General features: G+C 61.8%; 26 protein-coding genes. 16 read left to right on the top strand and 10 right to left on the bottom strand.

Going from position 1 to position 26,658, the window contains the following annotated elements:
- The first annotated feature begins 19 nt into the window (after positions 1-19).
- The 7 genes from B9A97_RS08660 to B9A97_RS08690 all read left to right on the top strand — a co-directional run bounded on the left by B9A97_RS08660 (position 20) and on the right by B9A97_RS08690 (position 7,269).
- The gene (locus tag B9A97_RS08660; protein WP_084364799.1) at positions 20-1,354 is read left to right on the top strand and encodes an ABC transporter substrate-binding protein; all 1,335 of its coding nucleotides are present in this window, start codon (positions 20-22) and stop codon (positions 1,352-1,354) included.
- A gap of 104 nt (positions 1,355-1,458) precedes the next feature.
- Positions 1,459-2,406: a carbohydrate ABC transporter permease gene (locus B9A97_RS08665; protein WP_084364801.1), complete on the top strand. Its 948-nt coding sequence runs from the start codon at positions 1,459-1,461 to the stop codon at positions 2,404-2,406.
- Positions 2,403-3,344 carry a carbohydrate ABC transporter permease gene (locus B9A97_RS08670; RefSeq protein ID WP_084364803.1) on the top strand — a complete coding sequence of 314 codons (942 nt, stop codon included), beginning with the start codon at positions 2,403-2,405 and terminating at the stop codon, positions 3,342-3,344. The genes B9A97_RS08665 and B9A97_RS08670 overlap by 4 nt, the downstream gene beginning before the upstream one ends.
- A complete protein-coding gene (locus tag B9A97_RS08675; protein WP_084364805.1) occupies positions 3,341-3,529 on the top strand; it encodes a hypothetical protein in 189 nt (62 codons plus the stop codon). The genes B9A97_RS08670 and B9A97_RS08675 overlap by 4 nt, the downstream gene beginning before the upstream one ends.
- A gap of 3 nt (positions 3,530-3,532) precedes the next feature.
- Entirely contained in the window at positions 3,533-4,630 is a 1,098-nt protein-coding gene (locus B9A97_RS08680) for an ABC transporter ATP-binding protein (RefSeq protein ID WP_084364807.1), read from the top strand.
- The gene (locus B9A97_RS08685) at positions 4,623-5,618 is read left to right on the top strand and encodes an ABC transporter ATP-binding protein (protein WP_084364809.1); all 996 of its coding nucleotides are present in this window, start codon (positions 4,623-4,625) and stop codon (positions 5,616-5,618) included. The genes B9A97_RS08680 and B9A97_RS08685 overlap by 8 nt, the downstream gene beginning before the upstream one ends.
- Before the next feature lie 10 nt (positions 5,619-5,628).
- Positions 5,629-7,269, top strand: a complete 1,641-nt coding sequence (locus tag B9A97_RS08690) for a dihydroxyacetone kinase subunit DhaK (RefSeq protein ID WP_084364811.1) — start codon at positions 5,629-5,631, stop codon at positions 7,267-7,269.
- 71 nt (positions 7,270-7,340) lie between these two features.
- On the opposite strand, the gene B9A97_RS08695 is transcribed toward B9A97_RS08690, so the two are convergent.
- From B9A97_RS08695 to mtnK, 5 genes are read right to left on the bottom strand one after another with little or no spacing between them, the layout of a single operon-like run.
- Positions 7,341-8,459 carry a RuBisCO large subunit C-terminal-like domain-containing protein gene (locus tag B9A97_RS08695; protein WP_084364813.1) on the bottom strand — a complete coding sequence of 373 codons (1,119 nt, stop codon included), beginning with the start codon at positions 8,457-8,459 and terminating at the stop codon, positions 7,341-7,343.
- A complete protein-coding gene (locus B9A97_RS08700; RefSeq protein ID WP_084364974.1) occupies positions 8,459-9,460 on the bottom strand; it encodes a transketolase family protein in 1,002 nt (333 codons plus the stop codon). Before B9A97_RS08700 ends, B9A97_RS08695 begins: the two co-directional genes overlap by 1 nt.
- A 2-nt stretch (positions 9,461-9,462) precedes the next feature.
- On the bottom strand, positions 9,463-10,398 hold the full coding sequence (locus B9A97_RS08705; RefSeq protein WP_084364815.1) for a transketolase: 936 nt from the start codon (positions 10,396-10,398) through the stop codon (positions 9,463-9,465).
- Between the two features lie 4 nt (positions 10,399-10,402).
- Entirely contained in the window at positions 10,403-11,497 is a 1,095-nt protein-coding gene (gene mtnA / locus B9A97_RS08710) for an S-methyl-5-thioribose-1-phosphate isomerase (protein WP_084364817.1), read from the bottom strand.
- On the bottom strand, positions 11,494-12,765 hold the full coding sequence (mtnK, locus tag B9A97_RS08715) for an S-methyl-5-thioribose kinase (protein ID WP_084364819.1): 1,272 nt from the start codon (positions 12,763-12,765) through the stop codon (positions 11,494-11,496). The genes mtnA and mtnK overlap by 4 nt, the downstream gene beginning before the upstream one ends.
- Positions 12,766-12,910: 145 nt before the next feature.
- On the opposite strand from mtnK, the gene B9A97_RS08720 reads away from it, so the two are divergent.
- The 5 genes from B9A97_RS08720 to B9A97_RS08740 all read left to right on the top strand — a co-directional run bounded on the left by B9A97_RS08720 (position 12,911) and on the right by B9A97_RS08740 (position 17,286).
- On the top strand, positions 12,911-14,425 hold the full coding sequence (locus B9A97_RS08720; RefSeq protein WP_084364821.1) for a sugar ABC transporter ATP-binding protein: 1,515 nt from the start codon (positions 12,911-12,913) through the stop codon (positions 14,423-14,425).
- Positions 14,425-15,474, top strand: coding sequence for an ABC transporter permease (locus B9A97_RS08725; RefSeq protein ID WP_084364976.1), 1,050 nt, complete (start codon positions 14,425-14,427; stop codon positions 15,472-15,474). The genes B9A97_RS08720 and B9A97_RS08725 overlap by 1 nt, the downstream gene beginning before the upstream one ends.
- A 50-nt stretch (positions 15,475-15,524) precedes the next feature.
- A complete protein-coding gene (locus B9A97_RS08730) occupies positions 15,525-16,568 on the top strand; it encodes a substrate-binding domain-containing protein (protein WP_084364823.1) in 1,044 nt (347 codons plus the stop codon).
- Between the two features lie 158 nt (positions 16,569-16,726).
- Positions 16,727-16,981 (top strand): antitoxin, encoded by a 255-nt coding sequence (locus B9A97_RS08735; protein WP_084364825.1) that lies wholly within the window; start codon positions 16,727-16,729, stop codon positions 16,979-16,981.
- Entirely contained in the window at positions 16,978-17,286 is a 309-nt protein-coding gene (locus tag B9A97_RS08740) for a type II toxin-antitoxin system RelE/ParE family toxin (RefSeq protein ID WP_084364827.1), read from the top strand. Before B9A97_RS08735 ends, B9A97_RS08740 begins: the two co-directional genes overlap by 4 nt.
- Before the next feature lie 65 nt (positions 17,287-17,351).
- On the opposite strand, the gene B9A97_RS08745 is transcribed toward B9A97_RS08740, so the two are convergent.
- From B9A97_RS08745 to B9A97_RS08760, 4 genes are all read right to left on the bottom strand, one after another.
- Positions 17,352-19,406 carry a bifunctional aldolase/short-chain dehydrogenase gene (locus B9A97_RS08745; RefSeq protein ID WP_084364829.1) on the bottom strand — a complete coding sequence of 685 codons (2,055 nt, stop codon included), beginning with the start codon at positions 19,404-19,406 and terminating at the stop codon, positions 17,352-17,354.
- A 60-nt stretch (positions 19,407-19,466) separates the two neighbouring features.
- Positions 19,467-20,447: a sugar-binding transcriptional regulator gene (locus tag B9A97_RS08750; RefSeq protein WP_084364978.1), complete on the bottom strand. Its 981-nt coding sequence runs from the start codon at positions 20,445-20,447 to the stop codon at positions 19,467-19,469.
- 169 nt (positions 20,448-20,616) lie between these two features.
- Positions 20,617-21,555: an acyl-ACP thioesterase gene (locus B9A97_RS08755; protein ID WP_084364831.1), complete on the bottom strand. Its 939-nt coding sequence runs from the start codon at positions 21,553-21,555 to the stop codon at positions 20,617-20,619.
- A gap of 94 nt (positions 21,556-21,649) precedes the next feature.
- Positions 21,650-22,528, bottom strand: coding sequence for an IclR family transcriptional regulator (locus B9A97_RS08760; protein ID WP_084364980.1), 879 nt, complete (start codon positions 22,526-22,528; stop codon positions 21,650-21,652).
- Between B9A97_RS08760 and B9A97_RS08765 the strand changes: the two genes are divergently transcribed.
- Both B9A97_RS08765 and B9A97_RS08770 read left to right on the top strand, forming a co-directional pair.
- The gene (locus B9A97_RS08765; RefSeq protein ID WP_244564161.1) at positions 22,527-23,474 is read left to right on the top strand and encodes an IclR family transcriptional regulator; all 948 of its coding nucleotides are present in this window, start codon (positions 22,527-22,529) and stop codon (positions 23,472-23,474) included. The genes B9A97_RS08760 and B9A97_RS08765 overlap by 2 nt on opposite strands.
- 96 nt (positions 23,475-23,570) lie before the next feature.
- Entirely contained in the window at positions 23,571-24,587 is a 1,017-nt protein-coding gene (locus tag B9A97_RS08770; RefSeq protein WP_084364835.1) for an amidohydrolase family protein, read from the top strand.
- A gap of 57 nt (positions 24,588-24,644) precedes the next feature.
- On the opposite strand, the gene B9A97_RS08775 is transcribed toward B9A97_RS08770, so the two are convergent.
- Positions 24,645-25,679 carry a DNA topoisomerase IB gene (locus tag B9A97_RS08775; protein ID WP_244564162.1) on the bottom strand — a complete coding sequence of 345 codons (1,035 nt, stop codon included), beginning with the start codon at positions 25,677-25,679 and terminating at the stop codon, positions 24,645-24,647.
- Positions 25,680-25,884: 205 nt separating this feature from the next.
- Here B9A97_RS08775 and B9A97_RS08780 point away from each other — a divergent pair, with 205 nt between their 5' ends.
- Positions 25,885-26,166 (top strand): hypothetical protein, encoded by a 282-nt coding sequence (locus B9A97_RS08780; RefSeq protein WP_084364839.1) that lies wholly within the window; start codon positions 25,885-25,887, stop codon positions 26,164-26,166.
- Positions 26,167-26,293: 127 nt separating this feature from the next.
- Positions 26,294-26,644 carry a hypothetical protein gene (locus B9A97_RS08785; protein ID WP_084364841.1) on the top strand — a complete coding sequence of 117 codons (351 nt, stop codon included), beginning with the start codon at positions 26,294-26,296 and terminating at the stop codon, positions 26,642-26,644.
- The last annotated feature ends 14 nt before the right edge of the window (positions 26,645-26,658 follow it).

Raw genomic sequence — 26,658 nt, forward strand, 5'->3', positions numbered from 1 at the left:
GCAATGGGAGGAGAACGTCATGACGCCTGCATTCCTGAAATCATCCGTCGCAACTGGGGTCCTGCTCTATGCCGGACTGACGGGCGCGACGGCGGCGAAAGCCGAAGACCTGACCTTGTGCTGGGCCGCCTGGGACCCCGCCAATGCGCTTGTGGAACTGAGCAAGGACTTCGAGGCCAAATCAGGCCACAAGATGAAATTCGAGTTCGTCCCCTGGCCGAACTTTGCCGACCGCATGCTGAACGAACTGAATTCCGGCGGCAAGCTGTGCGATCTGATGATCGGCGACAGCCAGTGGATCGGCGGTGCCGCGGAAAACGGCCAGTATGTGAAGCTCAATGATTTCTTCGACAAGGAAGGAATCAAGATGGACAACTTCATTCCCGCAACCGTCGTCGGCTATGCGCAGTGGCCGAAGAATACCCCGAACTACTGGGCGCTGCCGGCCTTCGGCGATGTCGTCGGCTGGACCTATCGCAAGGACTGGTTCTCGCGGCCCGAGCTGCAGGACGAGTTCAAGAAGAAATATGGCCGCGACCTCGCCGTGCCGAAGACCTTCGCCGAGTTGAAGGACATCGCGGAATTTTTCCAGGGACGCAACATCGACGGCAAGACCGTTTATGGCGCCGCGATCTATACCGAGCGTGGTTCGGAAGGCATCACCATGGGCGCCATGGATGTGCTTTATTCCTTCGGCTTCGAATACCAGAATCCCGCAAAACCCTATGAGATGGAAGGCTTCGTGAATTCGCCCCAGGCCGTTGCCGGCCTCGAATTCTACAAGGCCCTGTATGATTGCTGCACGCCGCCCGGTTCTTCCGACACCTATATGTCGGAGAACATCGACGCCTATAAGTCTGGTCAGGTGGCCTTGCAGATGAACTTCGCCTTCATCTGGCCCGGCATCCATGCCGATGCCAATGTCGGCGGCGACAAGTCGGGCTACTTCCCCAACCCGGCGGGGCCTGACGGCAAGCAGTTCGCCCAGCTCGGCGGGCAGGGCATCTCGGTGGTCGCGGCCTCGTCCAAGCAGGAAGCGGCGCTCGAATATATCAAGTGGTTTGCTCAGCCCGAGATCCAGAACAAGTGGTGGTCGCTCGGCGGCTATTCGGCACTGCGCTCCGTCGTCGAGGATCCGGGCTTTGCCACCAGCCAGCCTTATGCCCAGACCTTCCTGGATTCCATGGCGATCGTGAAGGACTTCTGGGCCGAGCCCTCCTATGCCTCGCTTTTGCAGGCATCCCAGAAACGCTTCCATGACTATGTCGTTGCCGGCAAGGGAACGGCGAAGGAAGCGCTCGACGGTCTGGTCAAGGACTGGACCGAGGTCTTCGAGGACGAAGGCAAGCTCTGATCAGCCTGCCTTTACCGGACCGTTCGCCAGGACGGTCCGGTTCATCAGGAATTGCCGCGGCTGTTCCGCTCTTCATCCATGTTCATGCGGGGGAGACCGATCCCATGTCCGACAGCGCCATCGACCGCATTGCGCGCGCAACACCATCAGGCCTTTCCCGACGGGTGTCAGGCCTGTCCGATCGGGCGATTGCCTGGATCTTCGTCACGCCGACCATCCTTCTTCTTCTGGCGGTCAATATCTTTCCGCTGATCTGGACCGTGTGGCTGAGCTTCACCAATTTCCGCGTTAACAGGCCAAACGAAGCCCCGGAATTCGTGGGCCTCAGGAATTACGAGCGAATCCTGACCGACGGCGACATCTGGCTGACAATGCAGGCGACGGCGCATTTCCTCTTCTGGACCATCGCGCTGCAGGTGCTGATCGGCTTTACGCTCGCCTATCTGATCAACAAGAAGTTTCGCGGCAACGATCTCTGGACGACGATCATTGTCCTGCCGATGATGCTGAGCCCCGCGGTGGTCGGGAATTTCTGGACCTTCCTATATCAGCCGCAGATCGGCCTCTTCAACTACGTCATTGCCTTCCTGACGGGCGCCGATCCCTCCAGCTTCTCGATGATCGGGGACGTGTCGCTCGCACCCTGGGCGATCGTCATCGTCGACACCTGGATGTGGACGCCCTTTGTGATGCTCATTTGCCTGGCCGGGCTGCGCTCCATCCCCGATAGCATCTACGAAGCCGCCGAATGCGACCGTGCCAGCCGTTGGCGCCAGTTCTGGACGATCACCATCCCGCTCGTCCTGCCGTTCCTGATGCTGGCGATCCTGTTCCGCGGCATCGAGAACTTCAAGATGTTCGATCTGGTGGTGCAGTTGACCGGCGGCGGTCCGGGTTCGGTCACGGAACTCACCTCGATCAATCTCAAGCGCGAGGCGTTCGAGAAATGGCGGACGGGCTACGCCTCTGCCTATGCCGTGATCCTGTTCGTCACGGTCTTCGGTCTCGCGTCGATCTATGTCAAAGCCCTGAACAAGGTCAAAGAGCGATGAGCAGCTATTCCGTTACCGAGCCCTCGATCCGCCAGAAATGGTTCGCCGGCGCACTGGTGGTGATCTATGCGCTCGTCACGCTGATGCCGCTGGTCTGGATCATCGCGACCGGGTTCAAGAGCCCTTCCGACTCGATTGCCTATCCTCCCAAGCTCCTGTTTTCGCCGACGCTGGAAGGCTATGTGAACCTCTTTACCACAAGGACGCGGGTCACGGAGGCCGATCTGCAGGCGCTGGGCGAGCCGAAGACATGGTATGATCGTCTGGTGCGAAAGGATGGGCTCGTCATCGCCGGCCCCTCGCGCTTTGGCGAACGCTTCACCAATTCGCTCATCATCGGCTTCGGATCGACCTTCCTCTGCATCGTCCTTGGAACGGCCGCAGCCTATGCCTTCTCTCGCTTCAAGGTGCCGCTGAAGGACGATCTGCTGTTCTTCATTCTGTCGACGCGCATGATGCCGCCGATCGCGGTTGCCATCCCGATCTTCCTGATGTTCAGGTCGCTTGGGCTCAGCGACACCCATGCCGGCCTTATCCTACTCTACACCGCCGTCAACCTGTCGCTGTCCGTCTGGCTGCTCAAGGGCTTCATCGACGAGATCCCGATCGAGTATGAGGAAGCGGCCCTGATCGACGGCTACACGCGGTTTCAGGCCTTCTACAAGGTCGTCCTGCCCCAGGCGGTGACGGGGATCGCATCGACCGCCATCTTCTGCCTGATCTTCGCCTGGAACGAATATGCCTTCGCCGTCCTCTTGACCTCGGGAACGGCGCAGACGGCGCCGCCCTTCATCCCGACGATCATCGGCGTCAGCGGCCAGGACTGGCCGGCCGTCGCCGCGGGCGCCACCCTGTTCCTTGTCCCCGTCGTGGTCTTCACGATCGTCCTGCGCAAGCATCTGCTTCGCGGCATCACATTCGGAGCCGTTCGCAAATGAGAAGGTTCCTTGAGAGACTGTTCCGCCTTCGCCGGAATGAATGGGAAATCCTGGCGTCCCTCACCATCGGGCTCGGCGTCTTCATGATGATGCAGCCCTTCGCGCTCGCCCTCTACAGCTATTCCTTCGTCGTGACGCTCATCGGCACAGTGATGTTCGTCATCGTAAGTCACTTTCCGGAGTAAGACATGGCGCAGATCAGAATTCAGAACCTGCGCAAGGAATTCGGCGCCTTTACCGCCGTGCAGTCATCGAGTTTCACCATCGAGGACGGCGAGTTCTTCATGCTGCTGGGGCCATCCGGTTGTGGAAAAACGACAACCCTGAGGATGATGGCGGGGCTTGAACTGCCGACCAGTGGCGAGATCTTCATCAATGGCGAAGAAGTCGGCATGAAGCGGGCGAGCCAGCGGGACATTGCCTTCGTCTTCCAGATGTTTGCCCTCTATCCGCACATGAATGTCCGGCGCAACATCGGCTATCCGCTGGTAAGCCAGGGCGTTCCGGCAGCCGATGTGCGAAAGCGCGTGGACGAGGTGGCGCGCACGCTTCGGATCGAAAGCATTTTGGACAAGCCGGTCGGAGGACTGTCCGGCGGCGACCGGCAGCGGGTGGCTCTGGGACGTGCGATTGTCCGGCGGCCCAAGGCCTTCTTCATGGACGAGCCGCTGGGTGCGCTGGATGCGGAATTTCGCGAACATATGGCGGAAGAACTGCGTGCTCTCCATGACCGCATCGGGGCGACGACCGTCTACGTTACCCATGACCAACTGGAGGCCATGCAGATGGGCGACAAGATCGCGGTGATGAACCACGGCGTGGTCGAGCAGTTTGGCCTGCCGCAGCAGATCTATGACTGGCCGGCGACGCGCTTCGTCGCGGACTTCATCGGCTCTCCGCCGATGAATTTCCTGGAATTCGAGGGGATGATCGGAACAGGCGGGGACCACGTTATGCTCGGGGACACGCGTTTTGCCGTGCCGGTGCAGCGCGAGGGGGCGGAGGGACGGCTGACGCTCGGTGTCCGGCCCGAGCATGTCAGGTTTTCCGACAGTTCGACGTACCGAGCCAAGGTAATTGCGGTTGAGTATCTCGGAACGACCCAGATCGTGACGCTGACTACCGCAAACGGCACGATCAAGGCGCGGATTTCATCTGCGGACCGGGTTTTGAGCGATGAGACTGTCGGACTTGAATTCAATCCCCGCACCCTGACAATCTTCGCTGGCGACCGTGGCCAGGCCTTGGTCTCAGAGGTCAATGAGGGAGTGCTGCGCCGTGGCTGAAGTCGTCCTTAACGCCGTAGCCAAGTCCTTTGGCGGAACCACCGCGCTTGATGATGTCTCGATGACCGTGCCGGATGGCTCCTTCGTGGTGCTTCTGGGACCGACGGGCGCGGGAAAGACAACCACTCTGAGGCTGATAGCCGGGCTGGAAAAGCCTGATATGGGCGATATCTCCATCGGTGGCCACCCCGTCAACGGGCTGACGCCGGCGGAGCGGAATGTTGCCATGGTCTTCCAGCAATATTCCCTTTACCCGCATCTGAGCGTGCGCGAAAACCTGGCCTTCCCGCTGAAATCGCCGCTGCTGCGCACGCCTCCCGCCGAGATCGAGACCAAGGTGAAGGCCGTGGCAGAGATGTTGAGGATCGCCCACAAGCTGGACAACAAGGCCACGGCCCTGTCCGGCGGCGAGATGCAGCGCGTGTCCATCGGACGGGCTCTCGTGCGCAATCCGCAGATCTATCTGATGGACGAACCGCTGAGTTCGCTTGATGCGAAACTCAGGGCTGATCTCAGGATCGAACTGAAGAACATCCAGGCGAAATCAGGGGCGACCTTGCTCTATGTCACCCACGACCAGATTGAGGCGATGACCATGGCGACCCATGTCGGGGTGCTTCACCAGGGCCGCCTCATCCAGTTCGGACCGCCAAGGGAAATCTATGAGCGGCCGGTGAGCCTTTATGCCGCCCAGCGGTTGGGCCAGCCTCGCATCAACGTGCTGCCGGCCAATCTCTTCCCTGCCGCCCCGTCATCCGCTGTCAACATTGGTCTGCGGCCCGAGCATATTCGCCAGGGCTCAGGGCAGGAAAGCTTCGTCAACCGCGTCGAGCGCCTGGGGGACCAGACGCGGCTGCACCTCAGCTTCAAGGGCCATGCCCTGGTGACGGTCACCGATCCGCATACGACCTTGAGCGAAGGCGACATCGTCCAGTTCGAACCTCTCGATCCACTCTATTTCGATGCCGACGGCATGCGATTGGCATAAGGAGAACCCCATGGCACAATTCATCAACAAGAAGGAAGACGTCGTCGTGGAGGCCCTTGAGGGCCTGCTTGCCACCTCGGGTGTGCCGCTTGCGCGGCTCGACGGCTATCCCCATGTGCGCGTTATCGTCCGGGCCGACTGGGACAAATCCCGGGTCGCGCTGGTCTCGGGCGGAGGCTCGGGGCATGAGCCGGCCCATGCCGGCTTCGTTGGCGCCGGCATGCTGACGGCTGCGGTCTGCGGCGATGTTTTCGCCTCGCCAAGCGTTGATGCGGTCCTTGCCGGTATCCTTGCCGTCACAGGTGCTGCAGGCTGCCTCCTGATCGTGAAAAACTATACGGGTGACCGACTCAATTTTGGCCTTGCGGCCGAGAGGGCGCGGGCCTTTGGCCTCAATGTCGAGATGGTCATCGTCGATGACGATATCGCTCTGCCCGACCTGCCGCAGGCGCGCGGCGTCGCGGGCACGCTCTTCGTGCACAAGATCGCCGGAGCCCTGGCCGAACAGGGCAAGGACCTGGACACCGTCACCTTGGCCGCCCGGCGGGTCATCGCCGGCACGAAGAGCATCGGCATGTCGCTCGACACCTGTACTGTGCCGGGCTCACCCAAGGAAGATCGAATCCCCAAGGGCATGGCCGAACTGGGTCTCGGCATCCACGGTGAGGCCGGGGTCGAGCAGGTGGATTTTTCCGGCGCCCAGTCTGCCATGGCCGCGGTTGCCCAGAAACTGAAGGCCGTGGTGGGCGATCGCAGCCATGTAGCGCTGATCAACAATCTCGGCGGGACCTCCGTTCTTGAGATGTCCGTCCTCACTCACGAACTCATTCGCTCCGAGATCGGGGCCCATATCAGCCATGTTGTCGGCCCGGCCGCCATGATGACCTCGCTCGATATGCGCGGCTTTTCGATCTCGCTTTATCCGGCCGATGCCGAGGATCTTGCCAGCCTGGCCGCGCCAGCAGGCCCCTCGGCCTGGCCAGGGCTCGCGAGTGTCAGGCCCACGGCAATTCTGGCATTGCCGGACGGCCTCACGCCCATCATGCCCCTGCCATCCGATCACAAGCCGACGCGCGACTTCCTCACCGATTGCTGCAACGTCATGATCGGCGCGGAACAGGAACTCAATGCGCTCGATGCCAAGTCCGGGGACGGGGATACTGGCTCCACCCTTGCAGGCGCCGCCCGCGCGCTGATCAGCGCCATGGACCGCCTGCCGCTATCCGACCACACCCAACTCCTGCGCGCCATCGGGCTTGAACTCAGCCAGACGATGGGCGGGTCCTCGGGCGTCCTGCTGGCGATCTTCTTTGCCGCGGCCGGAGATGGCGCATCCAGCGGCATGACGATGCGCGATGCGCTGAAGGCAGGTCTTGCCCGGATGCAGGAAATCGGTGGAGCCACCATCGGCGATCGCACCATGATCGATGCGTTGGCCCCGGCACTGGAAAACCTTGGCAGCGGACTGCAGGCCGCTGCTGCGGCGGCGCGCAAGGGAGCCGACGGAACCGCGCATATGGCCCGCGCCAAGGCGGGGCGGGCCGCCTATGTGAATGCCCGCCAGCTCGAAGGCAACAAGGATCCCGGTGCGGAGGCGGTTGCCCAGTTGTTCGAATATCTGGCGGCGCGTGCAGAACGCAACACCGCCTGATCTCCGCTGCGGGACAGTGGCAGCTTGATTGCCGCCGTCCCATCAACTGTCACCGTTATATCCTGTTTCCGTTACTTATAAACCGCGGCAACGAGGCGACGGCAGGCGTCGACGAGGTTGGGTTCCTGAAGAAGGGCGCCGCCGACGAGGTACATGACATCGTTGCCATAGGCGTCGCGCATCTCCGGCACCCGGGCAAAGGTCATGCCGCCGCCGGGGGCCGCGACGATGGCCTTGGGACCGCCGAGGTCTTCGGCGCAGGCGCGCGCAATCGACAGGCACTCGTCGCGGGTGAAGCCGAAACGTCCGCCGAAATTCGGATAGATCACGGCATCCGCCCCCATCAGGCGATGCAAGGTGCCGAAGAAGCTGCGATGCGAGAAACCGCAATCCGGAGAAACGACGTTGGCGCCTGAAAATGCCGGGTGCGAGACGATCGGCAGCGCGAAATCAGGATCGGCAGCGAGCGTGCGAACCACGTCATAGCCGGCCAGTGCGGGGGCGATCATGACGGCGCCGGCGCCCAGTTCCTGCGCCGTCTTGGCCCGCTCGATGATAGCGGTGGCCGGGCCGGTGATATTCGGCACGAAACGCGTCTTGCCGCCGGTTGTCGCATTGGCATCGCCGACGGCATCGACACAGGCGCGCAACCGCTCCTCGAAGGGCGACGTCTTCTGGTCCACCAGTCCGTGATCGTCCTTCACATAGTGCATGCCGCCCAATGCGAAGTCGCGGGCGAGGCGCGCGAGCTCCCGCGTCGTCAGGCCAACCGGCTTGATCGCCGACATGAGTAGCGGGGTCTGGCCGATGCCCGCCTGTTCGCGCAGCCCGGAAATGCCGTGCCGGGGACCCTTGCAGAGTTGCAAAAGCCCGGGCGACAGATGGATGTCTTCGACCTTCAGGCCCGGCTTTATCGAACTGTTGCCGAAGACGATGTTGAGGAATTGCAGGAAATCGCCACCGACATCGTCCTCGGAATAGGAGATCGTCGCGAGATAGCCCGGACGCCCCGCGGGATCGGTTTCGAGCGTTTCAAGCCTGCCAAGGATCTCGTCTTCGACATAGCCGCTGGGCACGGCATTGCGTGGGATTTCGACGGTCTGCTCCAGCGCGATGTCGAGCGCGCGCGCCTTTGCTTCCGCTTCGTCGGCGGCGCGCACGAAATAGGTGACGGCAAAGCGCGGTGCCATCAGAGCGCCTCCGCCTTTTGTGCGGAATGCACATGGTCGAGACGAACTTCGGCAAGCTCCGCCTCATCGATTGCCATGGGCTTGCCGATGAGATCGCCGATGGCCGCAACCAGAGCGCCTGCATCGAGCCCGTATTTCTTCATCAGATACGGTTTCGACGCGCCATGAGCGAAAGTATCGTTCAGGCCGAGGCGCTTGAGCTTGATGCCAAGACCCTCTTCCGCCAGGATTTCCGCGACCAGCGATCCCAAGCCACCAACGACGGTGTGGTTTTCCAGAGTGATGACGCCTTTCTTGCCGCGGGCCGCCTTCAAGAGACCCTCCCGGTCAAAGGGCTTCAGCGTCGAGGCATGCAGATGCGTGACACCAATTCCGCGCGCCTGCAGCGGTCGGGTTGCGCGCAAGGCTTCTTCGGTGCAGACGCCTGAGGAGACCACAAGCACGTCGTCGCCTTCGGAGAGAACCCGGAGCTTGTTGAACTCGAAGGGTGTGGCAAAGAGCCGAGGCACCTCGCCGCGCAACACGCGGACATAGACGGGGCCGTCGATGCTGTCTGCAACCTCAAGCACGGTCTCGACCTCGGTCGCGTCGCCGGTTTCCAGGATCGTCATATTGGGCACGGCGCGCAGCACCGCGATGTCCTCGATAGCCTGATGGGTGATGCCGCCGGGGGTGGTGATGCCCGGCAGGAAGCCCATCAGCCGGACCTTGCGGTTGGAATAGGCGATCGAATTGATCAGCTGGTCATAGGGCCGGCGATAGAGAAAGACCGAGAAGGTATGGATGAACGGACGATAGCCCTGCATCGCGAGGCCGCCGGCAAAGGAGAGCATGTTCTGCTCCGCCATGCCAAGCGACAGGAATTGGTCCGGATGCCGGTCGCGGAAGCCATCGACCTCGCAGGAGGAAGTGAGATCGGCGGACAGGCAGAGCACTTCCGGCCTTGCCGTGGCAAAGGCTTCGAAGGCTTTGGCATAGGGGCGGTTGACGATTTCGACCATGCTCATGCCCCTTCCATTTCGGCTGCATCGATCCCGAGTTCGGCGGCCAGCGCCACCTGCATTTCCTTCCGCTCCTCCACGCTCTTGAAGCGCACATAATGTAGTCGCGGGAAGCGTTTTTTCAGGAAGTCCATGCCCTGGTAGGGCGATGTGTTGGCGAGCACCACCAACGGCTTGCCGGCTTCCGCGCTCTCGGCGGCGTCGCGCAGGGCTTTCAGGTCATGACCGTCCACCGAGCGGCAAGTGACGCCGAAGGCGGAGACGCGAGCTTGAAGATCACCGAGATCCAGCACCGACGACATGGCGCCATCGCATTGCTGGCGGTTCACATCGACGACGACGCGGATGTTGTCGATGCCGTGATAGCTCATGGCCGCAAGGCATTCCCAGGTCTGGCCTTCCTGGAACTCGCCGTCGGACATATAGACCCAGACCTTGCCCGGCTCATGTCTGCGCAGCCGTGCCCAGGCAACGCCCGAGGCCATGGAAAGCCCTTGGGCCAGCGATCCGGTCGTGACTTCCATGCCCGGACTATGCTCGGCGCCGATCATTTCGACCGAGCCGCCATCCTTATTGAAATGGTCGAGTGCATGCTCGTCCATTCGGCCGGTTTCGATCAAGGCCGAATAGATGACCAGCGCATAGTGGGCGGGAGAGATGAAGAAGCGATCATATTCCGGGCCGATGGGGCCGTGATAGCCGGCACCGGTAAAGGAATCGGGATTGTGGGCCGAGGGCACGCCGCGGAACGGGAGCGGCACCTTAGGCAACGTCGGCTCACCGATCTTAAGCAACTCGTTGTAGAGCAGGGCCAGGCTCTCGGCGGCCGAGCAGGCCTGGCTGAGATACCCGCCATTATGTTTCATCGTGTGAAAGAACACACGTCTGCGAATACCGAGGGCGATGTCCTCGGTTGATCTGGCGTTGGGCAGGATCATTGTTTCAGCTCCGTTCCGGGAAGAGCGCCTTCAGTCCCTCGGGCGAAGGCGTGGCAATGCCGCGCTCGGTGATCAGGCCGGTGATGAGGCGCGCGGGGGTGACGTCAAAGGCGGGATTGGCCGCCGGGCTGCCTTCCGGCGAGATGCGCACCGTGGCAATAGAGCCGTCGGCGGCGCGGCCCTGGACGAAACTCACCTCGTCGGCAGCGCGCTCCTCGATCGGAATTTCCTTCACCCCGTCATGCACCGTCCAGTCGATGGTCGGCGAGGGAAGTGCGACATAGAAAGGCACGCCATTGTCGCGCGCAGCCAGCGCCTTAAGATAGGTGCCAATCTTGTTGCAGACATCGCCATTGGCCGTAGTGCGGTCGGTGCCGACGATCACCATGTCGATATCGCCATGCTGCATTAGATGCCCGCCGGCATTGTCGACGATCAGCGTATGGGGCACGCCATGGCCGTTCATCTCCCAGGCGGTCAGATAGGCGCCCTGGTTGCGCGGCCGGGTTTCGTCGACATAGACATGGACCGGAATGCCTTCTTCCACCGCCATATAGATCGGCGCGGTCGCCGTGCCGTAATCCACGGTCGCCAGCCAGCCGGCATTGCAGTGGGTCAGGATGCGCACGGGCTCGCCCGGTTTCTTCTTCGAAGCGATCTCGCGGATAACATCAAGGCCGTTGGCGCCGATGGCACGGTTCAGCTCCACGTCTTCCTCGGCGATCTCGGCCGCGCGCCGATAGGCCGCCTCTGCCCGATCACCCTCGGGAAGTGGCCTCAAATGGTCGCGCATGGCATTCAGCGCCCAGCGCAGGTTGATCGCTGTCGGCCGGGTTTCGTTCAGTTCCTCCCATACGGCATCGAGATGCGCGTCGGAGGGATCCTTTGCCATGGCGATGGCCACGCCATAGGCGGCGGTAACCCCGATGAGCGGCGCGCCGCGCACCCACATGTCACGGATCGCAACTGCGACGTCGGTCACGGTCTTCAGTGTGACGACACGAAACTCATGGGGCAGCCAGCGCTGGTCGATGATGTCGACCGAGCGGCCATCCTCGTTGAGCCAGATCGTATGGTAGTGGCGTTCTCCGACTTTCACGCGAGAATCTCCTTTTCAAGCCGTTCCACCGTCTCGCGGATGTCGCGGAGGCTGTGGATACGCTGCCGGTTGACGGCGAGGTGACGCCCGAGCTTGAGCGCCTTGCTTTCGCAACGGGCACGGCTGTCGGGGTCGGTGATGGTTTCGAAATCGGCATTGTGGGCGAGGCCGATAATCCGGCGATGGATCTCGATGCCGGCAAAGCCGAGCATCTCATGCCAGATGTCATTCATGACGCAGGCCAGCGCCTGCTCGGCGGCCAGCGGATCGCTGCGGCTCTCAAACAGGCTTGCCTGATAGAGAATGCCCTTGCGCTCGGTGCGCCAGAGATGGGCAAACTCGGCCCGGAAGGTTTCCCACAGCGTATCGATCGTGCCCAGCAGATAGGCGCGCATGGAATCGCGGGCGCCGGGAGTGGCCTCATGACCTGTCTGCGAGAAATAGCTCATCCAGAAATTTGCAGCCAGCATGCCGATGTCGAAGCTGATCGGACCGTAGAAGGCGAATTCCGGATCGATGATCCGCGTCTCGGCCTCGGTCACCATCACGGAGCCAGTATGCAGGTCGCCATGGCAGAGCGTTTCGGCCTTGGCGGAGAACAGGTGCTTCAGCCGCTGCGCCTCGACCTTGAGGTCGCGGTCGGCCCTCAGTTCCGCAACCAGCGGGTCGAGCTGTGGCGTGGTGTGCCGGTTCAGCGGCGCTTCGAAATAGGGATCGGAAAAGACGAGGTTTTCCGTGATGTCGCAAAGCTCGACATTGTCGGAAAACAGCGCGACATCCGCCTTCTTGGCGCGGGTATCCATCGAGAGGTCGGAACCGCGAAACAGCGTGCGCGCCACGAACAGGCCCAGATCACGGCCAACCCTCGGCAGCTCGCGCCCATCGATCAAAGCGCGGCGCAGGATGACGTGCGGTGTCAGGAACTCCATGGCGATGATCGCCTGGGCTTCATCGAAGAACAGGATTTCCGGAACCATGCCTGGGTCGCGGGCGGCCTGGCGTTTCAGGGCGTGATATTCGAAGAAGGAGCGCTTGAGCGGCAGCGGCCAGCTTTCACCGACGAGGCGAACATAGGGCAGCGCCTGCTTGACGATGACGCTGCCGGTCTCGCCGGTCACGATGAAGACCAGGTTCAGGTTGCCGTCGCCGACTTCCTTGATGCTCCAGAGCGACGAATTGTCACCGATCCTCCGCTTTATGGCGGCGTTGCCGCCCAGCCGGACCGGCAATGTTTCCACTGTCAATGCCTCGAAGGCGTGGCTGTCCATGATTGCTCCTCCTCAGCATGGGGCTGCCTCCACCGCGCGCCGCCATGTCGTTCTTATCAACAGCTAAGGCATGATCTTGTCAAATGTCAACGGCCTTGACATTTGATGAATGGTCATCCTAACCTGATGGCATTGGGAGGAGAGAATGAGCGAACAGGCAGTGTTTCGCATTGAGGACGTGCGCAAATCCTTTGGGCCGGTCACGGTCCTGCAGGGTGTTGACCTCGACCTCAAGGCAGGCGCAGTAACGGTGTTGATGGGTGCCAATGGCGCCGGCAAGTCGACGCTCGTGCGCATCCTTTCAGGTGTTTACACCCGTGATGGCGGCAGGATCACGCTTGCGGGACAGGCGTTCGATCCGGCGACGCCGGCTGAGGCTATCCGGGCGGGCGTGGTCACCGTTCACCAGAATATCAATGATGGCGTCGTTGCCGATCTCGATGTCGCCACCAATCTCACCCTGGACCGGCTCAATGGCAGCGGTGCGCGCTTGCTGTTCAATCCGAGGCGGGTGCGGCGCGAGGCTGCCGCGGTTGCCTCCCGCATGGGCCTGCACATTGATCTCGCCGCCAATATCAATGACCTGACGCTTGCCGACCGGCAGATGGTCGCCATTGCCCGGGCGATGGCCCATGAGCCCCGGGTGCTGATCCTGGACGAGCCGACGTCGTCCCTTTCCAGTGCCGAGGCGGATCGGCTGTTCGAACTGGTCGATCGCCTCAAGGCCCGTGGCGTCGCCATCCTCTATATCTCGCATCGCATGTCCGATATCCGCCGTTTGGCAGACAGCATCCTGTCCTTGCGGGATGGCCGGATCACCGGCCGCTTCGAGGGGCCTGACCTAGACTATGAGGGTGCGGTCAATGCCATGCTGGGCCGCAAGGTCTCAGCGGGCGCCATCGCCATGCGCGAGGGCGGCCCGGCTGTCTTTACCGCGCGTGGACTGAAGCTGTCCGAGCATACGCGGCCCTTCGACTTCGATCTCGCGGATGGTGAGATCGTTGCCGTGACAGGGCTTGTCGGTGTCGGCAAGACGGCGCTTGCTGAAACGCTGTTTGGTGCTCGCCCGCCTGCTGCGGGTGAGATGACCCTGGACGGCAGACGCTATGCCCCGAAAACGACGGGCCAGGCGATCGACCGGGGCGTCTTCCTCGTCGCCAAGGATCGCGCCATCAGCGGCATCGTGCCAGATTTCAATATCTACGAGAATATCAGTTTGCCATTCCTGCGCCGCCTGTCGTCGCTCGGCATCTCCAGCCGGCGGGCCGAAAGGGCGCGGGCCAGGCGGCAGATCGCCGAACTGGGTGTCGTCTGCCGCACGGAGCGGGACGAGATGCAGACCCTTTCGGGCGGAAACCAGCAGAAGGTCATGGTCGGTCGCTGGCTGTCGGAGCCCTCGCGGCTGCTCATTCTCGACGAACCGTTCCAGGGCGTCGACATCGCGGCCCGGCGCGACATCGGCGAGAAGCTACGGGCGTCTGCCTCGGGGCGGTCCACAATTATCTTTCTGACCGAACTCGACGAGGCCTTCGAGGTCGCAGACCGGATCCTCGTCATGTCGGAACAGACCATCGTTGGCGCGCACCGAAACGCCGATATCGATGTGGACCGGCTGCTCCAGGAGATCGCCGGGCAATTCTATCAACAGGTCAGCGCATGATGATGAGTGAACAGAGCAAATCCGCCACGACAGGTGTTGTCCCACCCGCTGCCTTCAGCATGCGGGAGGCCGCGATCAAATACGGCTTTCTGGTGCTGCTCGTCGGCATGGTGGTTTATTTCTCCCTGGTCACCGGCGGGTTCGCCTCGCCGCAGAGTGCTGTCTTCATCTTGCAATCCGTTTCGATCACCGGGATCCTGGCGCTTGGCGTCACGGCGACGCTGGTCGTCGGCGGCTTCGACCTATCGATCGGCTCGGTCGCCACGACGGCCATGATGGCCTCTTCCTATGTCATGGTGGTGATGGGTGGCGATGCGCTGACGGCAACGCTGGTCTGCCTGGCGGTCGGCGTGTTCGTGGGCCTCATCAATGGCATCATCATCGTCTATATGCGGGTGCCGGATCTCCTGGCGACGCTTGGCATGATGTTCCTGCTGCTCGGCCTCCAGCGCATTCCAACGGAGGGCCGTTCTATTGCCACCGGCATGTCGCTGCCCGACGGTTCGACCGCCACGGGTGCCTTCAGCCCCGCCTTCCTGGCACTTGGGCGTCATCGGTTTGATTTCATCCTGCCCAATCTCGTGCCGGTGTCGGTGGTCGTGTTGATCGTGCTGGCGATCGTCATCTGGTTCTTCCTGGAATACACGCGCTTCGGGCGGATGATGTATGCGGTCGGTTCCAATGAGCGTGCCGCTGCACTCGCCGGAGCGCCCGTCAATGCCTACAAGATTTCCGCCTACATCATCTCGGGCGTGTTTGCGTCGATCGGCGGCATCCTGCTGGCCGCACGGCTCGGCCGCGGCGACATTGCCTCCGGCAACAATTTGCTTCTCGATGCGGTCGCCGCTGCACTGATCGGCTTTGCCGTGCTGGGCGCCGCCAAGCCCAACGCCTTCGGCACCGCCATCGGCGCCCTCTTTGTCGGCATCCTGCTGCAGGGCCTGACGATGATGAATGCGCCTTACTACACCCAGGATTTCATCAAGGGCGCCGTGCTGGTGATCGCCCTGATATTCACCTTTGCGCTCTCGAAAAGAGGCAAACGCTGAGGCGGGAGGCCGCAGCGGATAACCAAGATAGACAAGTGGAGGAGACTGATATGAGCATTTCTCGCAGAACTCTGGGCAAGCTGACATTGGGACTGATGGGCGCCGTGGCATTTGCCGGCCCGTCTTTCGCGGCCGACATGCCCAAGCCATTCGACAAGCCGGGCGACGTGAAGATTGCGCTCGTGCGCTATCTCTCGACCGGTGACTTTTTCCAGTCCTATCTCTCGGGCGTTGAGGCCCAGGCCAAGGCACTCGGCGTCCAGCTTCAGGTCTTCGACAGCCGCCAGGATGCTGCTCTCCAGGCCGACATGGTCGACCAGGCGATTGCGCTTGGCGTGCAGGGCATCATCATCCAGCACGGCCTGACGGAATCCATGAAGGAAGCCGCCCAGCGCGCCGTGGATGCCGGCATCAAGGTCGTCGCCTTTGACGTGAACGTCGAAAACGACAAGATCCCGCAGATCGAGCAGTCCGACCGCGACCTGGCGCGCCTGGCGCTGGAGCAGGCGATCAAGGACAATGGCGAAAGCTTCAAGGCCGGCTACGTTTATGTTGCCGGTATCGCCCCGCTCGACCGCCGCGACGAGACCTGGAAGGAATTCAAGAAGAAGTATCCTGGCATCAATGAAGCCGCCCAGTTCGGCACGATGGATAACCCGATCGCCAATTCCGTCGCCAACCAGGCCCGTTCGGTCATTTCGGCCAATCCCGATATCACCGTGATGTTCGCCCCCTATGACGAATTCGCCAAGGGCGTGAAGATCGCTGTCGACGAGGCGGGGCTGACCTCCAGCGTCAAGATCTATTCCGCCGACATCTCCACATCCGACATCGCCGCCATGCGCGAGCCCGGTTCCGCCTGGGTCGCTACCGCCGCCACCAACCCGGCTGTCGTCGGCCAGGTCTCCGTCCGCGCGCTGGCGATGTCGCTGGCTGGTGAAGATCCGGGCAAGCAGGTCATCGTGCCGCCGACCCTGATCACCCAGAAGGATTTGAACGACCAGGACATCAAGAACATGGAAGAGCTTGGTGCGAAGCTGCCGCAGTTCGCCCATGCCGATGTGGCCATGCCCGCCTGGATGCCGAAGCCCTGAGCTTTACGGAACGACAAGATAAAGGGGGCGGTCCGCCGGGCCGCCCCCATTTTTTTATTCATGGACGTTTGTCTGTTGCGATGGCGGTTGGGGCCAGATTGGCACGCCGCCCGTATATGTGCTAATGTGGGGATGTGGGAACTAGCGAGGTAGTCCGCATGAGCCGCCTGACGATCGACATGACCGACCAGCAGCACCAGAGCCTCAAGGCGCTTGCTGCCTTGGAGGGAAAGACGATAAAGCAATATGCGCTTGAGCGTCTCTTTCCCGGCGATACCGATGCCGACCAGGCTTGGCAGGACCTGAAATCCGTCCTGGGTGACCGGATCAAGGCCGGGATGGCTGGAAGGGTCTCGGACAAGAGCATCAACCAGATTCTTGACGAGGAACTGGCTGGACGCGGCTCCGCTTGAGCTACGTTCTTACCCATGACGCGGAAGCTGATCTGCGTGCCATCATCCGCCACACGCGAAAACAATGGGGCGACGCGCAGCTGCGCATCTATGTGGCCAAGCTGGAAGCGGCAGTCGTCCGCGTCGCGGCCGGACAGGGCGTGTTCAAGAGGCTTGACGCCCTACACCCCGCGCTGCGCATGGCTCGTTGCGAGCACCACTACATCTTCTGCCTGCCGCGTGAAAAGGCGCCAGCCCTGATCATCGCGATCTTCCATGAGCGCATGGACTTGATGGTGCGACTGGCCGACAGGTTGGGCGGTTAGAGGCGGTCACCCGACACTGCCTGCATCGCGGAAGGCAGGGTCAAGCCCTGCCTCCGCAACACAACTTAGCGCATGGCGGCTGCGATATTGCCGCCGTCGACGGTTGTCACGTCGGCGGTGGTGCGTTCGGCGAGCGCCTGATGCACAAAGGCGCGGGCGACGTCTTCCGCCGTGACCTCCAGACCGAGCAGATTTCCGCCCATATATTCCTTGATGGACAGGCCCCGGGCGGCGGCGCGGTTGGCGATCATCTCGTCATTCAACAGGCCGGAGCGGATGCGGTCGGCGTTGACGGCGTTTACCCGGATACTGTCGGCGCCATGCTCCAGGGCATATTGCCGCGACAGGAACAGCGTCGCTGCCTTTGGCAGGCCGTAAGCGCCAAATTTTGCGCCGGGATTGACCGCCTGCTTCGAGGCATTGAACAGCAGGACGCCGCCGGTGCCCTGCGCCTTCATGATGCGCACCGCATTTTGCGCGACGGTCTGGTGGGCGAAGAAGTTCAATTCGAAGCTCTTGCGCAGCAGCGCGTCGTCCATGGTTGCGATCGGGCTTTCCCAGGCGGCGCCGGCGTTGGACACCACGATATCGACGCCACCGAAGGTCGCCACAGCCTTGTCGAAGGCGGCACGCACGGAGGCCGGATCGGTGATGTCGCAGGCGATGCCGATGGAATTGTTGCCCGCGGCCTTTGCCACCGCAGACGCCTTTTCGCCATCGAGATCCAGCACCACGGCATGGGCGCCCTCGGCGGCAAAGGCCTTCACGACGGCCGCGCCGATTGCGCCTGCGCCGCCGGTGACCAGTGCGACCTGGCCGGTAAAGGGTTTGGGTTTTGCGCCTGCGAGCTTTGCCTGTTCCAGCGACCAGTATTCGAGGTCAAACAGATCGGGCCGGCTGACCGGCTCGAAGCGACCGACGGATTCGGCATCGCGGGCCGCCTCGATCCACATCTCCCCGACATCGGCGGCGATCATCGCATCCTTGTAGGTGCGGCCATGGCCGAACATGCCGAGACCCGGCACCAGCGTCAGGCGCGGCATCGGGTCCAGCATCGTGCGCTTCACATCGTCCCGCGCATCATTGCTGCGGAAGTATTCGGTGTAATCGGCCACAAACCGGGCGACATGCTCATCGATAACGGCGCGATATCCCGAGAGACCTTGCTTTTCCGGCGCCGGCAGGACCATCGGCCCGGTCTTAATGCGGATCGACAGATCAGGCGTGGACACGCCCCGCGCCGCCATGTCGCGGACTTCGCGTGCGTTGACGAAGTCAAGGATGTCAGCCGAGCTGCGGAAGACGCTGACCATGCGGTCGTATCGACCTTCGCCCTTGTCGACAGCGACGGCGCCGCGCAGCAGGGGCATGATGTCGTCGGCGCTTGCCAAGTCTTTTGGCAGGGCCGCTGGCGTGAAGGGGTTTCGACCATTCTTCTTTACGTGGTCTTCGGCGATCGTCACATAGTGGATCATCCGGTCATAGGCCTCTTTCGCCGTCTCGGCGAAGGTGAAGATGCCATGCTTGTCGAGGATCAGTCCCTCTACGGTCGGGTCCTGGTCGAACACCTCGGCCGCCGCCTTGGCCAGCGCGAAGCCCGGCATGATATAGGGCACGAAGCCCATCTTCTTGCCGAAGAGTTCAGCACTCATCTCCCGGCTCTTCGCCTGATCGGCGATGGCAAGGATGGCGGTGGAATGGGTGTGATCGACGAACTTGTGCGGCAGGAAGGCATGCAGCAGCGCTTCCACGGATGGGTTCGGCGCTGCGGGGTCGAGAAGATTGGCGCGCAGCAGCGTCACCATGTCCTCGTCTGACAGTTTGTCCAGCTTGCGGCTTTTCAGGAGCGCGGCGATCTTGACCGCCGGCAGACCCGGCGGCTCGATGGTGCCCATGTCCCAGCCGCTGCCCTTGACGCAAAGCACCGCATGGGTATCCCCGACCAAATCGGTCATCTCGGTCTTCACGGAGGTATTGCCGCCACCGTGCAAGACGAGCCGCGGCTCGCCGCCCAGCAGGCGCGTCGTATAGGTCCGTAGCGCCAGGTCGCGATTGATACCCTTGGCGGCATAGCCGGCGACGATCTTTTCCGCTTCGTCGTCGCGCCAGAGATTTTCCATTGATTTAAGCCTCCCGATATACCGGCCCGGCCGGAAACGGCGGGCCAAAACTCCTCAAATTCAAGCCTTGCTCGAACCGATCTTGCCGAAACCCTGCTGTTTCCAATGGTCCAGGACCCGCCGCGCCATTGAGCTTGTCAGGATCAGATGCGAGGCGAAACCGCCTTTCAGCGCGGCGATCAGCGGCGCGAACTTGTTGTCCTCTTGCACGACCAGCATACGCTTGCGGATGGCCCTGATGGAATCGAGATCGGCAGAAATGCAGCGGCGGTTATGCGCGCAATCCATCCAATTTCCGTCGTGGTCGATCAACTGCCCGGCAATGACGCCCACGGCGCCCTGTTCCCCCATGTCATGCATGTCCTGCGCCGAAAGGGCGCCACATTTGACGAGGTGGCTGTCATCCTCGATGCCGCCGACGGAATAAAGCGCCAACTCACAGTCGGATATGGCGGCCAACTGCTCCTTGATCACAGGCTCGCCGCGCAGTTCCTCCGCCAGGCGCTCCGAGGACAGCACGAGCGGCGCATAGAAGTTGATGCCCTCGGCATTCAGGCGGCGGGCGATTTCCGTCGTGCATTGATCGGGACGATAGGAATAGGGCGCGCCGAGATTGCCGCAGAGCTGCACCACCGTGACACCGCGCAAATCAGCGAATGGCATGACATCGGCGATGTGATAGACGGTGCGGCCCCAGGCGACACCGACACGGTCACCCTTGTTGATGAGCTCGAGGAAAACGGATGCGGCAACAACAGGCATTTCTGCGGCCGGGTTCATCGCCTGTCGGTCCTCGGGAACGATCCATACGGTCGTCAGCCCGGTCGCGTCCTCCAGCTCACGGGCAAGGACGTCATCCGAAAACAGTTCCGACGACGTTGTGATCGTCACGATGCCCATCTCGCGGGCGCGGCGCAGATACATGGCCACCGATGCCCGCGAAATTTCCAGCCTCTGGGCTACCTCATCCTGGCGCAGGCCATGGGTATAATAAAGCCAGGCGGCCTTGTGGATGATCTGGTCGGCGGCACGGATCGGCATCATTGTCCCTAAGCATGATAAGCACTGACATAATTCATCAACGCTGACAAAAGTCAATGCAGGTCATTTGGGACGGTTGGGTTGGCCGTGCCGGGCGTGTGGCGCCTCCCACTTCTGATCGGAAGCTCAGGAGCGTCAAGCTATGGTGACTTGGGTTGGTGGCTCCTTCCTACAGATCCAGCCCGGCGACAAGATGCGGTAAAAGCGCTGCCTCAGCGGCAGGGGAAATATCGATGATCCCGCGCCTGTCGATGTCGAAGACGACGGCGACGGATTGCATCGATCCAAAGACGGTGCCCGTAATGGGATCGATCATCCAGAAGACCAGGTGCATCACGCGCTTGTCTGCCCGCTGCAGGCCGGCCCAGATCTCGAAACAGTCGCCAAGGCGCGGCGTCTTGCCTTTGAGGATGCGGAACTCCAGTAGAGCGCCGCCGATCTTGCCGGTTGGCGCAACAGCGTTTTCGGCGACGATAGCATGCAGGGGGCCGGTCAGTTGCTTCACCCCATTGCCGACAGCGCCGATGAATTTCTGCAGGCCCATGCGGCCGAATGCATCGCAGGCATCCTGCTCGATCAGCCCGATCGCGGTGCGTTTGAGGCCGAGTTCCATGGCCCGATGTCGCGCGGCGGTCATGACGACCGGATCATCGCCGGTGCTGCGGGCCTGAGCCTCCTTGGGAAGATCGACACGCCGTGACGCCGCAGCCTCCGTGAATGCGGGCGGCCATGGCAGTGTCACGGTGCCTTCGGGAGCCGTGACATGGGAGACCCTGACCCGGAATGTTGCTGCGACCTGCCCGCTCACGCTGTGATACATGACGAGGACGATCGTCGCTGTGCTCTCTTCGACGCCGAGGAATCCACCCGTGATATGCAGCGGCGCGCCCGCATGCGCCTCGCGGTGAAAGCGGATATGGCTCTCATCATAGCTCAGGGTCGAAGGGGATCGCGGCGAATAGAGACCCGGCATGCCGGACAGTCCGAAAAGAACGACCAGCGCCTCATGAAACCGGGCGGCATAGAACTGGGTGTTCCAGTGGCCCATTTCGTCCAGTTCCCACTGGCGCACGCTGCCGCGCCAGACCTCGATCATCGTTTCGCTCATTTCGCTTCCTCCCAAATGCAGCATCTGCATATCAGGAGGCCTGCGATATCGCAATTGCCTGTCTCGGTTGGACCTGCCGATGGCCAGGGCCTGTTTATTTCTCCGCCGGTCGCCGTGTCTTCGATGTCATGGCAACCTGAGCCTCGGCGGCCCGGGTCCCTGCACCGAGCCGCTCCGACAGCCGCCCGGCGGCTGCAATCAAGGCCTCCGTCGTCGAGGTCATGCGCGGACCGGCGATCTGCTTGTCGGAGCCGAGCACGGTCATGGCTGCAACGATGGCGCCGCTATAGTCGAAGACCGGTGCCGCGATGGCCGCAAAGCTGGAATTGATGCTGTTGATGGTCATGGAATAACCCTGCCGGCGAACGGTCTCCACGATCTTCTGGATGTCCCGCGCCGTCGTCACCCGCGGCGCCAGGGATTGGGCATCATCCGGCGCTTCGCGGCGGGCGGCGGCCATTTCGTCCTGGCGCACGGCCGCGGTTTCAGCCTCATCAAGATAGGTCAGGAAAACCTGACCGGTCGCGGAGGTGAGGAGCGGCAGCACATAGCCGAGACGCACGGCGAGCGACCCTTGTCTTTCGCCGTCCACCTTCGAGACGATGCCCGGTCCCCGATCGCCCCAGAGCGAGAGATAGGTGGCGAACCCGGTCGCCTGTTGCAGCGCCGACAGTTCCTCCCGGGCGAAGGCCACGACATCCAACTGGCGGATGGCCGAGAGCCCAAGTTGCACGGCAAAGCGGCCGAAACCATAATGCCCCGTCACCGGATCCTGAAAGGCGATGCCCTCCTTGATGAAGCTGACCAGGTAAAGATGCGCCTTGCTGGGCGGCATGCCGGCCGCGGCGGCGATATCCCGCAAGGGCAGGGGGCCGTTGGCGGCTTCCATGGCCCTGATGACTTGAAATCCAACTTCGATTGATTGGATGCGGCGCTGGGTCCACTCTCCGGGCTTCTGGTCTTTTGTCGACATGCTGGCTCCCCGCTCGCCGATCATTTTATCCGTCTTTGCGAAGTGGGTCGAGGCGGTCGCGGTTTTCCACAATGCGGCTGCGGTATGGGCAACCTTGCCTCCGGTCCAAAAATCTCGTTTTATGCGATTTTCGCGGCAGCAAGGGCCTTTATCGGCTTCGTCATATGGCAGTAAGATATTGAACATTCCCGCCTCCAACAGCCTTGAGCGGATCCTTGCCGTCCTGGACGTCTTTACCGAAGACCGCCTGGAATGGACGCCGGAGGAGCTGATGGCGAGCTTGGGCTATTCCCGACCGACGCTGTATCGCTATCTGAAAACGCTGAAGGAGTCCGGCCTGTTGGTATCAGCATCATCAGGGGCCTTCACGCTCGGCCCACGCGTCGTGGAAATGGACTATCTGCTGAGAAAATCCGATCCGCTGGCCTTGCATGGAGCCGAACATTTGGAGCGCCTCGTCGCGCGCTACAGATGCACAGCCCTGCTCGCACGCTGGTACGGAGCCAAGATTCTGTGCATCGATTCGCGAAATTCGGCCGAAAAACCGGTGACGAGCTACCCACGAGGGCGTCCGATGCCGCTTGGTCGCGGCGCGATTGGCCGCTCGGTGTTGGCCTTCCTGTCCCGGCGACAGCAGCTTCCGGTCGTCCGGTCGCTGCTCGATGAGCTCGCTGCCGTGGGTTTCGGTCATGGCGAAGCCGAGGTGCTGGAGGCGTTGAAGCGGGTCCGCAGGGCGGGTGTCGCCGTGGCATTCGGTGAGGTCACGCCCGGTGTCGTCGGTATTGCCGCGCCGCTTTTTGACGGCGGCGAAAGCCCGATGGGAAGCTTCGGCCTGACAATCTCGGGCAGTCTCGTGAACGGCGAAGCGATCGACGCGATCAGCGACGATGTGCGCAAGGCGGCCGCGGACCTCAGCCGCACGCTCACCCTGTCCAAAGGCAAGTAGATCTCATTTTATCTCATATAATGAGATTTTTGTTGACTTCATTCCTGCCTCCCATCACCTTGCTGGCACTGGAGCCATGCGAGGAGGAGCGCACCCATGAGAAAGATCGACGTCTTTAACCACATCTGGCCGCAGCCGTTTTTCGACGCGCTGATCCGTCATATCGGCACGATGACCGATATGACCAGGCGTTCCGGCGAAGTGCCGATGATGACGGACCTCGACCGTCGTTTTGAGGTGATGGATATGTTCGGGGCCGATTACCAGCAGATCTTGTCGCTGGCGTCGCCGCCCCTGGAGAAGTTCGCTGGACCCGATGGCGCCCTGGAACTGTCGCGTATCGGCTCGGATGCGATGGCGGAACTGTGCCAGAAATATCCCGATCGTTTTCCCGCCTTTATCGGCACCGCACCGATGAACAATCCCGACGCCGTCGTCGAGGAATGCCGCCGGGCGATCGAGGATCTGGGCGCTGTCGGCATGCAGATCTTCACGAATATCAACGGAAAGCCGGTCGATCTGCCGGAATTCGAGCCCTTCTTCGATTACATGGCCAAGGCCGGCAAGCCGATCTGGCTGCATCCTGCCCGGACCCAGAAATTCTCGGATTATGAGACGGAAGACCGGTCGGAGTATGAAATCTGGTGGACGCTCGGCTGGCCTTACGAGAGTTCGGCCACGATGTCGCGCATGGTGTTTTCGCGGATGTTCGACAAGTTCCCGGGCCTGAAGGTGATTACGCACCATGCCGGCGGCATGATCCCCTATTTCGAAGGCCGTGTCGGTGCCGGTTGGGACCAGATGGGCAAGCGCACCAGCGATCGCGACCTCTCCGGTGTCACCAAGGCGCTGAAACGTCCGCATCTCGACTACTTCAAGGATTTTTATGCCGATACCGCAAGCTTCGGTTCGCGCAAGGCCATCGAGCATGCCATGGAATTCTTCGGTGAAGACCATGTTCTCTTTGCATCCGACGCGCCCTTCGACCCCGAAGGAGGGCCGATGTATATTCGCGAAACGCTCCGCATTCTCGATAGCCTTGATGTGTCCGAGGAAACCCGAGCCAAGCTTTACCATGGCAATGCCATCAAGCTTCTAGGCTTGAAGCCCTAGGGATGAACACGGTGGCGGCGAATATCCGGTTTGCCGCCACCTCGTCATTTGGTTCCGCTAGCCTGCATTCAGGTAGGCGAGGAGGCGCCGTTCCGACGCCGAGAGACCGCGTATCGCCGCCGCGGAAACCCGGAGTTGGGCGGCCAATATCTCCGCCCGGCTCGCATCGGTCGCAAGTGACAGAACGCTTGGATGAATGTAGCTCTTGCGGCAGACGGCGGGCGTGTTGAAAAGCTCCTCGGACGCCGCATGGGTTAGGGCCTTCACGGTCGGCGCCTGCCCCTGCTTGATCTCCGCCATGGCGCGTGAGAAGGCCGCCAGCGTTCCGCCCCAGGTGCGAAATGTCTTTGCCGAGAAGCCTCCTTCGCCGATCTCGCCCAGATAGCGGTTGAGATGGCCCGCATCCACGGAATGCAACTGACCCGCATTGTCCTGCCAGACAAACAGCTCCCGCCCTGGTAGCCCGGCGATGCGCTCCAGCACCTTTTGCAGTTTCGGTGCTTGCAGCCGACGGCGAATTTTACGGCCTCCCTTGGCCGCAAACCTAAGTTCAAGATCGGCACCGAAGCGCACATGCTTTTTCAGCAAGGTCGTGGCACCGTAGGTACCGTTTGTATCGCGGTAAGTCTTGTTTCCGACGCGCAGATAGCTGGTGTCCAGCAGCAGAACGAGCGCCGCAAGGGTGAGGCACTGTGGGTCGGCGTGGCGTTCCAGGTCTCGCGCCGCCCGGCGCCGGATAACCGGCAGTGCCTGGCCGAAGGCGCTGAGTTCGTCGAACTTCTTCTCGTCCCGCAGCATATGCCAGTCATTGTGATAGCGATATTGCTTGCGGCCCCTTGCATCCAGACCGGTCGCCTGGAGATGGCCGTTTTCCTTGAGGCAGATCCAGACATTGTCATAGGCTGGCGGCAAACCGAGCGACTTGATGCGTGTTCTGACCTCCGGGTCCGTCAGAAGATCGCCGCTTGGCAGCCGGTAACAGAAATTCTTGCCGCGGCGCTCGCGCGATATGCCCGGCTCCTGGTCGCTCACATAGATCAGGCCAGCCTTCTTGAGGACGGCGAATTGGATTTTGTCTTCCAGAGTGCTCACGCTATCCTGCTCCCGCGGTGCCAGTGGACCGAAAACGGTGGGAGAGCCTTTGGGTTCCGCGTGCATGGGCGGCTGCCAAATCCGCGCTACGCCAAGCTCGGCTTGGGAGCGGGGAACAACGTCCGCGTCAGCGGGTTTTTGCTTTCATGAAAGCTCCCGTCGGTGGCCGCTGTGGGCGCTGAAAACGAACCAGATGAGGTTGAACATGAAGACGGTTATTGCGCTCCTGGCCCTGATGCTGCCGATTGCAGGCTGTACAACGGGCTACGGCACCTCGGTCGGTGCTCTGGAACCCATTCCCGGCAGCATCACCTATGGCGGTCAGCCGGCGTCACGCCTGACAAAGGCTCCGATTGGCAGTCAGGTGCCTCACGAGTTCCGAGACCGGCAGGGCCGCCGCGTCATGGAAACCTATGTCATTCAGCCGGATAGGAGCCTGCTGCTCGTCAGCCGCCGGACATGCGACTCGCCCTTCTGTGACGACTGATAGGGACGCTGAACGTCGAGGACACGGGAGGTGGGAACAACTCCGGGCCCTCAAGGTTTTCGCTACGGCTTGGCCGGTCTAAGGGGCGGTTAGGCAAGATATCCGAGATCAACAAGGAAGAGCAGGTATGAGCAATACAAGGATTAAAGGCTTCGACGGTCCCGGACAGGTTCGCGAATATCTTGATGATCTGGATGATGGCCAGTCCACTGAAACGCCTCAGGATCGAGCGATCCGACGAGAAATAGCGGTGCTGCGCGGTAAGATCGAAGATCTGCGCATTCGGCTAGAAGAGATGGAAGACGTCGAAGTCCCCGCGCCGCGACGCTCGAACCTCTGGCTACGCAATCTCTCGGTGGTCGCCCTGACATTCGTGGTCGGCCAGTTCGCTCGCCGAATGGGGTTGGGCCGGATGGGCGCTTTGGCAACGCCGTTCATCGCCGCACGTCTGCACAAACATCTCTGGCCCGCGGCCTGAGCCATAGAGTCCGC

This window comes from Rhizobium sp. RU36D (genome assembly GCF_900176345.1).
Lineage (GTDB): Bacteria > Pseudomonadota > Alphaproteobacteria > Rhizobiales > Rhizobiaceae > Allorhizobium.